Here is a 13,933-nt window from a genome sequence, read left to right on the forward strand (position 1 = left end):
TGCCCGTGCCGACGCCGAGCAAGACCCTCCGGCCCGACTGCCCCGTGCGACACGCCGGGCCCGGCCGGCCCACCGCCGCGCCGCTCGCGCTGGTGCTGATACTGGCGCTGCGCGCGCTCGTCGTATGCGCGCAGCCGGCGCCGGTGCCGCCCGCCGCCGCGTCCGAAGCCGCGGCGCAAGCCGACGGGCTGTATCTCGACGTGTCGGTCAATGGCGAACCGACGCACCGGATTGCCCGGTTCCGGCAGATCGACGGGCGGCTGTATGCGGCGTCCACCGACCTGAACGACCTGGGCATCGCGACCGGCGGCCCCGCGAACGCGCCGTCGAACACGCTCGTCGCGCTCGATACGCTCGCGGGGCTGCACTACGACTACGACGCCGGCCGGCAGACGCTCGACCTGCGCGTGCCCGATGCACTGCGGATTCCGCACACGTTCGATACGCGCGCGCTCGCCGCCGCGCCGCCGGCCACGTCCGGCCGCGGCTTCGTGCTGAACTACGATGCGTACGCGCAAACCGTCGCGCGCGCACCGCTCGCGGTCTGGAGCGAGGCGCGCTATTTCGATCCGGCCGGCGTACTCAGCAGCACCGGCATCGCGTACCTGTACGACGATCGCCGGCGCTACGTGCGCTACGACACGTCCTGGACCCGCTCGCATCCCGGCACGCTCACGACGACCCAGGTCGGCGACACGATTTCGTCGTCGCTGTCCTGGACGCGCTCGCTGCGCCTGGGCGGCGTGCAGTGGCGCAGCAATTTCGGCCTGCGCCCCGACCTCGTCACGTTTCCGGTGCCTGCACTGTCCGGCAGCGCGGTCGTGCCGACGTCGGTCGACCTGTACGTGAACAACGTGCGCCAGTTCAGCGGCAACGTGCCGAGCGGGCCGTTCGTGATCAACAGCGTGCCGGGCATCACCGGCGCGGGCAACGCGACGGTCGTCACGCGCGACGCGCTCGGCCGCGCGATCGCGACGTCGATTCCGCTGTACGTCGATACGCGCCTGCTCGCGCCCGGCCTCGCCAGCTATTCGGTCGAAGCCGGTTTCCTGCGCCGCGCGTACGGCACCGATTCGTTCGACTACGCGCGCACGCCGGCGGCGAGCGCCTCGCTGCGCTACGGGATCAGCGAGCGGCTGACCGTCGAAGCGCACGGGGAAGCGACGGCCGGCGTCTACAACGCCGGCGCCGGCGTGCTCGCGCGCCTCGGCGAGCGGGGCGTGGCGAACGCGTCCCTGGCGCTCAGCGCGCCGGGCAGGACCGGCGTGCAGGCCGGCATCGGCTACCAGTACGTGACGTCGCGCTTCTCGATCGACGCACAGACGCTGCGCGCATTCGGCGACTACGTCGACCTGGGCAGCCGCGAAGGCGTGCCGGTCTCGCGCGCCACCGATCGCGTGACGGTGTCGTTCCCGTTCCTGCGCGCGCAAACGCTGTCGTTCAGCTATCTGGCCCTCAAGTATCCGGGCGTCGCCGCGTCGCGGATCGGCTCGCTCGCTTACCTCGTCAACCTCGGCGGCCTGACCTCGATCACGTTCAGCGGCTTCCAGGACTTCCGGCAACGCGACGCGCGCGGCTTCTTCGTGAGCCTGAGCATCGGGCTCGGCGGCAACACGTCCGTCTCCGCGAACGCCGGGCGGCAGAACGGCGAATCGACCTACACGCTCAACGCATCGCGGCCGCCCGACTATGGCGGCGGCTTCGGCTGGAACGTGCAGGCCGGCGCCAACGCGGGCACGCGCTACGGGCAGGGCCAGCTGCAGTATCTCGGCCGCGCCGGCCAGCTCACGCTGCTCGCGCAATCGTTCGACGGGCGCGGCAACGCGGCGGCCGACATCACGGGCGCGTTCGTGCTGATGGACGGCCGGGTGATGACGGCGCGCCGCGTCGACGACGGCTTCGCGCTCGTCTCGACCGACACGGGGCGCGTGCCCGTGCTGCACCAGAACCGGCCGATCGGCGCGACGGACCGGGCCGGCTACCTGCTGGTGCCCGACCTGAATGCGTACCAGAACAATCGCGTCGCGATCGACGGCAGCGCGCTGCCGGCCGACGCGCGGATCGCCGACACGACGCTCGACGTCGTGCCGCAGGCCCGCTCCGGCGTGCTCGCGCACTTCGCCATCACGCGCTACAGCGCCGCGTCGATTGCGCTGCACGCGCCGGACGGCACGCCGCTTCCGCCGGGGCTCGCGGTCCGCCACGTCGAAAGCGGCCAGCGCACGATCGTCGGCTACGACGGCCTGACCTTCGTCGACGGCCTCGTCGAGACCAACCACCTGGAGATCTCCGGCGGCGGCCGCGACTGCACCGTCGAATTCGCGTACCGGCGGCCGGACGACGGCACGCTGCCGCGCATCGGCCCGCTGACCTGCGGCCCTCGGTAGCGCGCGCCGGCCGCCCGCTTCGCGAATGTTAGAATCGCGGGATTCCCTCGGCGGCGCCCAGCCGCCCAACTCCCCTTCGAAGAATCGCCATGACGTCCCAACTGCACAAAAAGGGCGAGGCCTGGTCGGCCCGCTTCTCGGAACCGATGTCGGAGCTGGTCAAGCGCTACACGTCGTCGGTGTTTTTCGACAAGCGCCTCGCGCTCGTCGACATCGCCGGCTCGCTCGCGCACGCGAACATGCTCGCCGCGCAGAAGATCATCAGCGCCGACGACCTGGCCGCGATCGAACGCGGGATGGCGCAGATCAAGGGCGAGATCGAGCGTGGCGAATTCGAATGGCAGCTCGACCTGGAAGACGTCCACCTGAACATCGAGGCGCGCCTGACCGCGCTGATCGGCGATGCCGGCAAGCGCCTGCACACGGGCCGCTCGCGCAACGACCAGGTCGCGACCGACATCCGCCTGTGGCTGCGCGGCGAGATCGACCGCATCGGCGGCCTGCTGAACGACCTGCGCGGCGCGCTGATCGACCTCGCGGAACAGAACGCCGACACGATCATGCCGGGCTTCACGCACCTGCAGGTCGCGCAGCCGGTCACGTTCGGCCACCACCTGCTCGCGTACGTCGAGATGTTCTCGCGCGACGCGGAACGCATGCGCGACTGCCGCACCCGCGTGAACCGCCTGCCGCTCGGCGCGGCCGCGCTCGCGGGCACCAGCTACCCGATCGACCGTCATGCAGTGGCGAAGACGCTCGGCTTCGACGGCATCTGCGCGAACTCGCTCGACGCGGTGTCCGATCGCGACTTCGCGATCGAATTCACGGCGGCGTCCGCGCTCGTGATGACGCACGTGTCGCGCTTCTCCGAAGAACTCGTGCTGTGGATGAGCCCGCGCGTCGGCTTCATCGACATCGCCGACCGCTTCTGCACCGGCAGCTCGATCATGCCGCAGAAGAAGAACCCGGACGTGCCCGAACTCGCGCGCGGCAAGACCGGCCGCGTGAACGGCCATCTGATGGCGCTGCTCACGCTGATGAAGGGCCAGCCGCTCGCGTACAACAAGGACAACCAGGAAGACAAGGAACCGCTGTTCGACACGGTCGACACCGTCGCCGACACGCTGCGGATCTTCGCGGAAATGGTCGCCGGCATCACCGTGAAGCCGGATGCGATGCGCGCGGCCGCGCTGCAGGGCTTCTCGACCGCCACCGACCTCGCCGACTACCTGGTCAAGCGCGGCCTGCCGTTCCGCGACGCGCACGAAGCCGTCGCGCACGCGGTGAAGATCTGCGACGACCGCGGGATCGACCTCGCCGACCTGACGCTCGACGAAATGAAGCAGGAGCTGCCGAACGTTGCGCACCTGATCGGCGACGACGTGTTCGGCTACCTGACGCTCGAAGGGTCGGTCGCGAGCCGCAACCATCCGGGCGGCACCGCGCCCGACCAGGTGCGCGCGGCCGTCAAGGCTGCCCGCGCCGCGATCGGCAAGTAACGGCCCGCCGTCCCGGACGGACGCCTTCGGCGTCCGTTTTTCATTCGGGCGGCCGTCGCGCCGCCCGTCGCTTCCCCGCTTCACGGACGCCCACGATGACCTTCTCCGCCGCGCTCTTCGACATGGACGGCCTGCTCGTCGATTCCGAGCGGACCATCATGAACACGTGGATCGACGTGTCGAACGCGCACGGCGTCGTGCTGACCGAGATCGATTACCTGCAGATCGTCGGCCGCTCGTTCGCCGAAGGCCAGGTGATCCTCGCGCGGCTCATCGGCGACGCCGACACGTTCGACGTGGTGCGCATCCGCGTGCGCGAGCAACTCGCCGCGCCCGAACCCCATCCGAAGTTTCCGCTGAAGTCGGGCGCGCTCGCGCTGCTCGAAACGCTCGCGCAGGCCGGCATTCCGTGCGCGGTCGCGTCGTCGTCCGCGCGCGACGTGATCCGTGCGCGGCTCGACGCGGTCGGCGTGCTGCCGTTCTTCCGCGCGATCGCGGGCGGCGACGAAGTCGCGCGCGGCAAGCCCGACCCGGCCGTCTACCGGCTCGCGGCCGAGCGTCTCGGCGTGCCGGCGCACGCGTGCGTCGCGTTCGAGGACAGCGACTTCGGCGCGCAGTCGGCCGCCGGCGCCGGCGCCGCGGTCGTCACCGTGCCCGACCTGAAAGCGCCGACGCCCGACATCGTCGCGCTGAGCCTGCACGTGCTCGCGTCGCTCGACGACGCGGTCGCGCTCGTGCCGTCGTGGTTCGGGCTGCAGGGCATGTCGCAGCCCGCGTAGGCGATACACCGCTCCAACGCAAAACGGGCACCCGAGGGTGCCCGTTTCATCATGTCGCCGCAGTCAAAAGCGGCGCGCCTTTACCGATTGCCGGCCGTCTCCGACAGCCGCTTCATCGTCGCGATGCGCGCGCCGATCAGGTCGACGCGTCCGTCCTCGCCGACGAGCGGCGCCGTCGCATCGCGGAACGCCACCCACGCGCGCTGCGCGCGCACGAGCGTCGCGGCCGAATGCGCGGGCATCTTGCGGTGCAGCTTCTGGTAATAGCGGTTCAAGTCGAATAACGCGTGTTCGCATGCGGCGTCCTGCGCGCACGGCCGCACGCGGCGGATCGCCGGATCGCGCGGCGCATTCGCCGGCTTGGCGCCGGCCGGCGCGACCCCACCGGCACCGCCCGGCGCACCGCTCGTCGCCGCGACCGGCACGGCGGCGGGCGGCGGCGCATAGCGATCGGCCGCGCCGCGCAGCGCCAGCGCGCGATCGCGCACCGGCTGCAACTGCAGGTCGGCGCTCGACATCGCATACGCGGTGCCGCGCGTCGTGTCGTACACGGCCTTCAGCAGCAGCACTTCGTCCTTGCGCCACGTGAGCCAGCGGCGCTGGCTGTCCTGCCAGCCGCGCTTCGCGTCGGCCGGCGCATCCTTCAACAGGCGCTGGTACGCGCCGTCCATCACGGCCTGCCACTGCTGCTGCGCTTCGCCCATGCACTGGATCTGCCCGGCCGGCGACGACCGGTCGCGCCGCGCGAGGCATTGCCGCATCGCGACGTCGATCGGGTCGGCCGCCGCAACTTCCGCATGGGCGACGCCCGCGCCGGCGAGCCCCGCCAATCCTGCCGCCCAGACGACGAGCGCGGCCAGCGCCGCGCGCATCGTCCGGAATCGTCCGTGCGCCGCCATCAGTCGCGCACGCAATCGACGAAGTACTCGACGCGGCCGTTCACCTCTTCCGCGACGAGGCCGTGGATGTCGGTGTGGAAGCCCGGGAAGCGCTCGTTGAAGTCGCGCGCGAACCGCAGGTAGTTCACGATCGTCTTGTTGAAGCGCTCGCCCGGGATCAGCAGCGGAATGCCCGGCGGGTACGGCGTGAGCAGGATGCTCGTCACGCGGCCTTCGAGCTCGTCGAGCGGCACGCGGTCGATCTTGCGGTGCGCGAGCTTCGCGAACGCGTCCGACGGCTTCATCGCCGGTTCCATGTCCGACAGGTACATCTCCGTCGTCAGGCGGGCGATGTCGTTCGCGCGGTACACGTCGTGGATCTGCGTGCACAGGTCGCGCAGGCCGACGCGCTCGTAGCGCGGATGCTGCGCGACGAATTCCGGCAGCACGCGCCACAGCGGCTGGTTGTTGTCGTAGTCGTCCTTGAACTGCTGCAGCTCGGTCACCATCGAGTTCCAGCGACCCTTCGTGATGCCGATCGTGAACATGATGAAAAACGAGTACAGGCCGGTCTTCTCGACGATGATCCCGTGCTCGGCCAGGTACTTCGTGACGATCGCGGCCGGAATGCCGGTCTCGCCGAACTCGCCGTCGACGTCGAGCCCCGGCGTGATGATCGTCGCCTTGATCGGGTCGAGCATGTTGAAGCCTTCCGCGAGCGGGCCGAAGCCGTGCCAGTGGTCGTTCGGCTTCAGCATCCAGTCTTCGCGCGACCCGATACCTTCCTCGGACAGGTTGTCCGGCCCCCACACGCTGAAGAACCAGTCGTCGCCGTATTCGGCGTCGACCTTGCGCATCGCGCGGCGGAAGTCGATCGCCTCGGCGATCGATTCCTCGACGAGCGCGGTGCCGCCCGGCGGCTCCATCATCGCGGCCGCGACGTCGCACGACGCGATGATCGCGTACTGCGGGCTCGTCGACGTGTGCATCAGGTACGCCTCGTTGAAGCGGTGCTTGTCGAACGTGCGGTTCTCGGAATCCTGCACGACGATCTGCGACGCCTGCGAAATGCCCGCGAGCAGCTTGTGCGTCGAGTGCGTCGCGAACACGAGCGCGCCGGTGCGCGGACGGCCGTCGCCGATCGCGTGCATGTCGCGGTAGAAATCGTGGAACGTCGCGTGCGGCAGCCACGCTTCGTCGAAGTGCAGCGTGTCGAGCAGGTCGCCGAGCAGGTCCTTGATCATCTCGACGTTGTAGACGACGCCGTCGTACGTGCTCTGCGTGATCGTCAGGATCCGCGGCTTCATGTCCGGGTTCTGGCGCAGCGCCTCGCGCGCGAACGGGTTCGCCTCGATCTTCCGGCGGATGTTCTCCGGCTTGAATTCGTCGCGCGGGATCGGCCCGATGATGCCGAAATGGTTGCGCGTCGGCGTGAGGAACACGGGGATCGCGCCCGTCATCGTGATCGCGTGCAGGATCGACTTGTGGCAGTTGCGGTCGACCAGCACGATGTCGCCCGGTGCGACCGTCGCGTGCCAGACGATCTTGTTCGACGTCGACGTGCCGTTGGTCACGAAAAACAGGTGATCGGCGCTGAAGATGCGCGCCGCGTTGCGCTCGGACGCCGCGACCGGGCCCGTGTGGTCGAGCAGCTGACCGAGTTCGTCCACCGCGTTGCAGACGTCCGCGCGCAGCATGTTCTCGCCGAAGAACTGGTGGAACATCTGGCCGAGCGGGTTCTTCAGGAACGCGACGCCGCCCGAGTGCCCGGGGCAGTGCCACGAGTACGAGCCTTCGTCCGCGTACTTCACCAGTTCCTTGAAGAACGGCGGCGCGAGCGAATCGAGATAGACCTTCGCCTCGCGGATGATGTGGCGCGCGACGAACTCCGGCGTGTCCTCGAACATGTGGATGAAGCCGTGCAGTTCGCGCAGGATGTCGTTCGGCAGATGGCGCGACGTGCGCGTCTCGCCGTACAGGAAGATCGGGATGTCCGCGTTGCGGCGGCGCACTTCGGTGACGAACGCGCGCAGCTCGATGATCGCGGTCGCGAGCTCCGGCAGCTCGCCGTCCGGGCCGGTTTCGCCGAGCATGAGTTCGTCGTCGTCGATCGACAGGATGAAGCACGACGCGCGGCTCGATTGCTGCGCGAACGACGTCAGATCGCCGTAGCTCGTGAGGCCGAGGACTTCGACGCCCTCCTTCTCGATCGCTTCGGCCAACGCCCGGATGCCGGAGCCCGAGATGTTCTCGGAGCGGAAATCTTCGTCGATGATGACGACGGGGAAACGAAACTTCATGGGCGATTCTCCAAAAAGAACGACCGCGGCGCGTCACGCGCAGCGGTCACCCGGAAACTGGTGAGACGTTATGCAACCAGATCAGGTTTTCGGCAGCGTGACACCGCGCTGCCCCTGATACTTGCCGCCGCGATCGGCGTACGACACGTCGCACACCTCGTCGCTTTCGAAGAAGAGCACCTGCGCGACGCCTTCGTTCGCGTAGATCTTCGCGGGCAACGGCGTGGTATTCGAGAATTCCAGCGTGACGTAGCCTTCCCATTCGGGTTCGAACGGCGTCACGTTGACGATGATCCCGCAGCGCGCATAGGTCGACTTGCCGAGGCAGACGGTCAGCACGGTGCGCGGGATGCGGAAATATTCGACGGTGCGGGCCAGCGCGAACGAATTCGGCGGGATGATGCACACGTCGCCCTTGAAATCGACAAACGAACCCTCGTCGAAGTTCTTCGGATCGACGATCGTCGAGTTGATGTTCGTGAAGATCTTGAATTCGTCCGCGCAGCGGATGTCGTAGCCGTAGCTCGACGTGCCGTAGCTGACGATCCGGCGGCCGTCCTCGGACGCGCGGACCTGATCGGGCACGAACGGCTCGATCATCTTGTGCTCTTCGGCCATGCGCCGAATCCATTTGTCGGACTTGATGCTCATATCTGGGCGCCTGGAAACGCTGCGTGACAATCAGGGAGGGCCGCTCGCGCGAGGCGGCGGCCGGGAAAGGCGGACATTTTACGCGATCATCGGCCCACGCACGCGGCGGCCGTCAACGGATCACGCCGCAGGCCAGCGCAGGCCCCGCGCCATGCTGCGAAAACGCGGGGTCGCTCGCGTCGCGGTGCACCAGCGCCGCGCGGTTCATCGCCGAGCGCACGCCATCGAGGGCCAGATCGGGCGCGACGATGAAGCCGGCCGCGACGCCGTTCGCATCCGCGTGGATGTTGCCGAGATCGCCGGCGACGCGCGCGCCCGCGCGCAACCGGTCGGCGGCCGGCGCGAACACCTGGCCGGCGCTCGAGCCGTCGCCCGCGTTGCAGTCGCCGCGTTCGTGCACCTGCAGCGCGTGATCGCTGTTCGGCGGCAGGCCGACCAGGTTGTAGGTGACCTGCACGCCGTCCGGGCGCTCGACGAACGTCACCGCGCCACGCGCCTGCGAGCCGACCGTCGGCTGCAGTTGCGCGTCGGCCCGTTTTTCGTGCGACGAGGAAAAGGAGGTACAGCCGGCCAGCAGGCCCAGCGCGGCGGCGGCCAGCAGCGCGCGCCGCGCGCGGCCGGCGCGCACGCCGTGATGTCGTTGTTTCATTCGATCCTCATGCCGGCTGGCGACCGTTCGAGACGACGGCCGCGCCGGGCGGGTAAAGGGACCCGGGAAAAGTCGCCATGATACCGCGCCTCGCGGCGCAGCAAACAGCGTGAGGCCCCGCCCCGCAAGGGTTTTACGTATTTTGAACAACGATCGACGGGAACTTCGACGTCATGTCGCGCGATCGCTCGGCAATCGCCAGCGCGACCCCACGCGCGATGTCGCGGTAACGACGCGCGAGCGCGCCTTCGGGATCGGCCGCGACCGTCGGCGTGCCGCTGTCGGCGCGCTCGCGGATCGCGATGTCGAGCGGCAGGCTGCCGAGCACGGTCACGTCGTAATCCTTCGCCATCCGCTCCGCCCCGCCGGCGCCGAAGATGTGCTCCTCGTGGCCGCAGTTCGAGCAGACGTGGATGCTCATGTTCTCGACGATGCCGAGGATCGGGATCCCGACCTTCTCGAACATCTTCAGCCCCTTCTTCGCGTCCAGCAGCGCGATGTCCTGCGGCGTCGTGACGATCACCGCGCCGGTGACGGGCACGCGCTGCGCGAGCGTGAGCTGGATGTCGCCCGTGCCCGGCGGCATGTCGACGATCAGGTAGTCGAGCTCGCGCCAGTTGGTCTGGCGCAGCAGCTGCTCGAGCGCGGACGTGGCCATCGGGCCGCGCCACACCATCGGGTTGTCTTCCTCGATCAGGAAGCCGATCGAGTTCGCCTGCAGCCCGTGGCCGACCAGCGGGTTCATCGACTGGTTGTCCGGCGACTCGGGGCGCTGGCCGTGGATGCCGAGCATCGTCGGCAGCGACGGGCCGTAGATGTCGGCGTCGAGAATGCCGACCGACGCGCCTTCCGCGGCGAGCGCGAGCGCGAGATTGACGGCCGTCGTGCTCTTCCCGACCCCGCCCTTGCCCGACGCGACCGCGACGATGTTCTTCACATTCGGCAACAGCTTCACGCCGCGCTGTACCGTATGCGCGACGATCTCCTGCGACACGGCGACGCGCGCGTCGCGCACGCCCGGCACGGCCTGGAGCGCTGCGGCGACGCGCGCGCGCACGTCGTCGTGCTGGCTGCGCGCCGGATAACCGAGCACCACGTCGAGCGCCACGACATCGCCGTCGATCGCGACGTTGCGCACGCCCTTGTTCGCCGCGTACGGGCGGCCGGTATTGGGGTCGACGACTGCCGCCAGCGCGGCGTCGACTTGGGCCCGGTCAATGCTCATCGAAACTCCGTGAAAACGTTTTTCTCGCGCGCAAAACGTCAAAAAATATCAAATTCCGCGGCGAAATTCGGGAAAAGTGAAAGAATCTGTTGCACGCCATTGCGCGAACGCGCGACCCGGCGCACTCTTCGCGTGCGGCATGCTATAGGGCCAAATCGGCCACTCACCGCCTATATTGTAGAGGCTGACGCGTCGCACTGCCCGAACAGCCACGCTGACGGACAGGGCATGCGAGCGCCTCGGCGGCTGCCGCGAGCGCCGGCCGGCCTTCCTTTTTCGGACGGCCCGCGCAGGGAGCCATCACTGTTGTTTGTCGTCGTTGTCGACTCGTTCAACCAAGAGAGGAATCCAAGATGAACATGAAAATCGCGACTCGCCTGTCCGTCTTCGCACTCGCCGGCGCGCTGCTGGCAGGCTGCGCCACGCAGCAAGGTAACAACACGGCCGTCGGTACCGGCACGGGTGCGGCGCTGGGCGCGGGCATCGGTGCACTGGCCGGTGGCGGCAAGGGCGCGGCGATCGGCGCGGGCGTCGGCGCACTGGTCGGCGGCGTGACGGGTTACAACTGGCAAGCGATCAAGAACAAGCTCGCGCCGTCGGCAGCGCAGACGGGCACGCAGGTCACCGAGCAGCCGGACGGCTCGCTGAAGCTGAACGTGCCGAGCTCGGTCACGTTCGCGACGAACCAGTACGCGATCACGCCGGCGTTCACGCCGCTGCTGAACGACCTGGCGACCACGCTGAACCAGAACCCGCAAGTGACGGCGTCGATCGTCGGCTACACGGACAGCACGGGCTCGGCGCAGCTGAACCAGACGCTGTCGCAGAACCGCGCGCAAAGCGTCGTGAACGCGCTCGTGCAGCGCGGCGTGAACGGCGGCCGTCTGTCCGCGCAAGGCATGGGCCCGTCGAACCCGATCGCGGACAACGCGACCGAAGCCGGCCGCGCGCAGAACCGCCGCGTCGAGATCTACCTGCGCGCGCCGCAACAGCATCAATAAGCGCGACCACGAGAGGAAACGTGCGGGCGCCGCGCCCGCACAGCCCCGCCTGACAAGGCGTTGGGCGGGGCCGGTAACAAATCGAAAAAATTTTCGAACTTCTGTCGCAGGCCGTGGTCAGTATTTACGGTACGCGGCTGGTGTTGCCGGCGCGTCACCATTCTCCTCTTGTCGTTGTTGCTCCGGGGCCGTATCCGCCCCGGTTTTTTTTGCCCGCAGAATTCGTGTTGCGCTGCAGCACAACACCCCCCCGGCACGCCGCGCGGGCGCCCCTGCCCGTTCCGGCGCCCGGTCCGCGGCGCCCGCCCGCCGCGCTGGCCCGCGCCCCTGCTAGAATCGCGGTTTCCCGTCGTTTTTCCCGCTGTTCTTCTCCAGACACTATGTCCGCATCCGACCTCACCTCCGTGCAGGCTGCGGCGCCGCAAGGCAGCCGCCAGATCCTCGTTACGTCCGCACTGCCCTATGCCAACGGGCAGATCCACATCGGCCACCTGGTCGAGTACATCCAGACCGACATCTGGGTGCGGACGCTGCGAATGCATGGCCATGAGGTCTACTACATCGGCGCCGACGATACGCACGGCACGCCGGTCATGCTGCGCGCGGAGAAGGAAGGCGTGACGCCGAAGCAGCTGATCGACCGCGTGTGGACCGAGCACAAGCGCGACTTCGACAGCTTCGGCGTGTCGTTCGACAACTTCTACTCGACCGATTCGGACGAGAACCGCGTGCTGAGCGAGAAGATCTATCTCGCGCTGCAGGAAGCCGGCCTGATCGCCGAACGCGAAATCGAGCAGGCCTACGATCCGGTCAAGGAAATGTTCCTGCCGGACCGCTTCATCAAGGGCGAGTGCCCGAAGTGCCACGCGAAGGACCAGTACGGCGACAGCTGCGAAGTGTGCGGCTCGACGTACCTGCCGACCGAACTGCTGAACCCGTATTCGGTCGTGTCGGGCGCGACGCCGGTGCGCAAGACCTCGAAGCACTACTTCTTCCGCCTGTCCGACCCGCGTTGCGAATCGTTCCTGCGCGAATGGGTGAGCGGCCTCGCGCAGCCCGAAGCGACCAACAAGATGCGCGAATGGCTCGGCGACGCCGGCGAAGCCAAGCTCGCCGACTGGGACATCTCGCGCGACGCGCCGTACTTCGGCTTCGAGATCCCGGGCGCGCCCGGCAAGTATTTCTACGTGTGGCTCGACGCGCCGGTCGGCTACTACGCGAGCTTCAAGAACCTGTGCGACCGTAACGGCATCGATTTCGACGCGTGGATCCGCCCGGGCTCGACGGCCGAGCAGTATCACTTCATCGGCAAGGACATCCTGTACTTCCACACGCTGTTCTGGCCCGCGATGCTCGAGTTCTCGGGCCATCGCACGCCGACCAACGTGTTCGCGCACGGCTTCCTGACCGTCGACGGCGCGAAGATGTCGAAGTCGCGCGGTACGTTCATCACCGCGCAGAGCTACATCGACACGGGCCTGAACCCCGAGTGGCTGCGCTACTACTTCGCGGCGAAGCTGAACGCGACGATGGAAGACATCGACCTGAACCTCGACGACTTCCAGGCGCGCGTGAACAGCGATCTCGTCGGCAAGTACGTGAACATCGCGAGCCGCGCAGCCGGCTTCCTGATCAAGCGCTTCGACGGCCGCGTGCAGGACAGCGCGATGAATCATCCGCTCGTCGCGAAGCTGCGCGATGCGATTCCGCAAATCGCCGCGAGCTACGAAGCACGCGAATACGGCCGCGCGCTGCGCCACACGATGGAGCTCGCTGACGAAGTGAACGCGTACGTCGACGGCGCGAAACCGTGGGATCTCGCGAAGGATCCGGCCAACGCGGTCGCGCTGCACGAAACCTGCAGCGTGAGCCTCGAGGCGTTCCGCCTGCTGTCGCTCGCGCTGAAGCCGGTGCTGCCGCGCGTCGCCGAAGCGGTCGAGGCGTTCTTCGGGATCGCGCCGCTCGCGTGGGCCGATGCCGCAAAGCCGCTGTCGTCGGCGCAGCCGATCAAGGCGTACCAGCACCTGATGACGCGTGTCGACGCGAAGCAGCTCGAAGCGCTGCTCGCCGCGAACCGCGATTCGCTGCAGGCCGAGGCAACGGGTGCGGCCGCCGCGAGCGCGAACGCCGCGAAGGATGCGAAAAACAACGCGAAGGCGAACGCGAAGCCGGCCGCCGCGAACGGCGCCGACGATGCACCGATCTCGATCGACGATTTCGCGAAGATCGACCTGCGCATCGCGAAGATCGTCGCGTGCCAGGCCGTCGAGGGCTCGGACAAGCTGCTGCAGCTCACGCTCGACGTCGGCGAGGAAAAGACCCGCAACGTGTTCTCGGGCATCAAGTCCGCGTACCAGCCCGAGCAGCTCGTCGGCAAGCTGACGGTGATGGTCGCGAACCTCGCGCCGCGCAAGATGAAGTTCGGCCTGTCCGAAGGGATGGTGCTCGCCGCGTCGGCCACCGACGAGAAGGCGGAACCGGGCCTCTACATCCTCGAGCCGCACAGCGGCGCGAAGCCGGGCATGCGCGTGAAGTAAGCGAAACGCGCTGCTGCTGGCGCAAAA

The 13,933-nt window shown here is 68.2% G+C and carries 10 protein-coding genes; 5 read left to right on the forward strand and 5 right to left on the reverse strand.

What is annotated here, in order from left to right; genetic code table 11:
- Positions 1-44 precede the first annotated feature (44 nt).
- The 3 genes from J8I33_RS06085 (at position 45) to J8I33_RS06095 (ending at position 4,665) form a co-directional block, all read left to right on the forward strand.
- Positions 45-2,387, forward strand: coding sequence for a fimbria/pilus outer membrane usher protein (locus J8I33_RS06085; RefSeq protein ID WP_209933878.1), 2,343 nt, complete (start codon positions 45-47; stop codon positions 2,385-2,387).
- 89 nt (positions 2,388-2,476) lie between these two features.
- Positions 2,477-3,886 carry an argininosuccinate lyase gene (argH, locus tag J8I33_RS06090; protein WP_050012042.1) on the forward strand — a complete coding sequence of 470 codons (1,410 nt, stop codon included), beginning with the start codon at positions 2,477-2,479 and terminating at the stop codon, positions 3,884-3,886.
- A 95-nt stretch (positions 3,887-3,981) separates the two neighbouring features.
- The gene (locus tag J8I33_RS06095) at positions 3,982-4,665 is read left to right on the forward strand and encodes an HAD family phosphatase (protein WP_209933885.1); all 684 of its coding nucleotides are present in this window, start codon (positions 3,982-3,984) and stop codon (positions 4,663-4,665) included.
- 80 nt (positions 4,666-4,745) lie between these two features.
- Here the strand turns inward: J8I33_RS06095 and J8I33_RS06100 are convergent, their stop codons facing one another.
- The 5 genes from J8I33_RS06100 to apbC all read right to left on the reverse strand — a co-directional run bounded on the left by J8I33_RS06100 (position 4,746) and on the right by apbC (position 10,368).
- Positions 4,746-5,564 carry a lysozyme inhibitor LprI family protein gene (locus J8I33_RS06100; protein ID WP_209934073.1) on the reverse strand — a complete coding sequence of 273 codons (819 nt, stop codon included), beginning with the start codon at positions 5,562-5,564 and terminating at the stop codon, positions 4,746-4,748.
- Entirely contained in the window at positions 5,564-7,843 is a 2,280-nt protein-coding gene (locus J8I33_RS06105; RefSeq protein ID WP_089488731.1) for an arginine/lysine/ornithine decarboxylase, read from the reverse strand. The genes J8I33_RS06100 and J8I33_RS06105 overlap by 1 nt, the downstream gene beginning before the upstream one ends.
- Before the next feature lie 81 nt (positions 7,844-7,924).
- Entirely contained in the window at positions 7,925-8,494 is a 570-nt protein-coding gene (gene dcd, locus J8I33_RS06110) for a dCTP deaminase (RefSeq protein ID WP_006398615.1), read from the reverse strand.
- Between the two features lie 112 nt (positions 8,495-8,606).
- Positions 8,607-9,143, reverse strand: coding sequence for a superoxide dismutase [Cu-Zn] (gene sodC / locus J8I33_RS06115; protein WP_050012046.1), 537 nt, complete (start codon positions 9,141-9,143; stop codon positions 8,607-8,609).
- 133 nt (positions 9,144-9,276) lie between these two features.
- Positions 9,277-10,368 carry an iron-sulfur cluster carrier protein ApbC gene (gene apbC / locus J8I33_RS06120; RefSeq protein WP_050012047.1) on the reverse strand — a complete coding sequence of 364 codons (1,092 nt, stop codon included), beginning with the start codon at positions 10,366-10,368 and terminating at the stop codon, positions 9,277-9,279.
- 353 nt (positions 10,369-10,721) lie between these two features.
- On the opposite strand from apbC, the gene J8I33_RS06125 reads away from it, so the two are divergent.
- Both J8I33_RS06125 and metG read left to right on the forward strand, forming a co-directional pair.
- On the forward strand, positions 10,722-11,369 hold the full coding sequence (locus J8I33_RS06125; RefSeq protein ID WP_050012048.1) for an OmpA family protein: 648 nt from the start codon (positions 10,722-10,724) through the stop codon (positions 11,367-11,369).
- A 380-nt stretch (positions 11,370-11,749) separates the two neighbouring features.
- Positions 11,750-13,906, forward strand: a complete 2,157-nt coding sequence (metG, locus tag J8I33_RS06130) for a methionine--tRNA ligase (protein WP_050012049.1) — start codon at positions 11,750-11,752, stop codon at positions 13,904-13,906.
- Positions 13,907-13,933 lie beyond the last annotated feature (27 nt).

It is taken from the genome of Burkholderia sp. AcTa6-5 (genome assembly GCF_017815075.1).
GTDB lineage: Bacteria > Pseudomonadota > Gammaproteobacteria > Burkholderiales > Burkholderiaceae > Burkholderia > Burkholderia sola.

What these genes read in the sequence shown, in the direction of transcription:
- argH (WP_050012042.1), top strand. Translation starts at nt 2,477, where the DNA reads ATGACGTCCCAACTGCACAAAAAGGGCGAGGCCTGGTCGGCCCGCTTC.
- J8I33_RS06095 (WP_209933885.1), top strand. Translation starts at nt 3,982, where the DNA reads ATGACCTTCTCCGCCGCGCTCTTCGACATGGACGGCCTGCTCGTCGAT.
- J8I33_RS06100 (WP_209934073.1), bottom strand. Translation starts at nt 5,564, where the DNA reads ATGGCGGCGCACGGACGATTCCGGACGATGCGCGCGGCGCTGGCCGCG.
- J8I33_RS06105 (WP_089488731.1), bottom strand. Translation starts at nt 7,843, where the DNA reads ATGAAGTTTCGTTTCCCCGTCGTCATCATCGACGAAGATTTCCGCTCC.
- dcd (WP_006398615.1), bottom strand. Translation starts at nt 8,494, where the DNA reads ATGAGCATCAAGTCCGACAAATGGATTCGGCGCATGGCCGAAGAGCAC.
- sodC (WP_050012046.1), bottom strand. Translation starts at nt 9,143, where the DNA reads ATGAAACAACGACATCACGGCGTGCGCGCCGGCCGCGCGCGGCGCGCG.
- apbC (WP_050012047.1), bottom strand. Translation starts at nt 10,368, where the DNA reads ATGAGCATTGACCGGGCCCAAGTCGACGCCGCGCTGGCGGCAGTCGTC.
- J8I33_RS06125 (WP_050012048.1), top strand. Translation starts at nt 10,722, where the DNA reads ATGAACATGAAAATCGCGACTCGCCTGTCCGTCTTCGCACTCGCCGGC.
- metG (WP_050012049.1), top strand. Translation starts at nt 11,750, where the DNA reads ATGTCCGCATCCGACCTCACCTCCGTGCAGGCTGCGGCGCCGCAAGGC.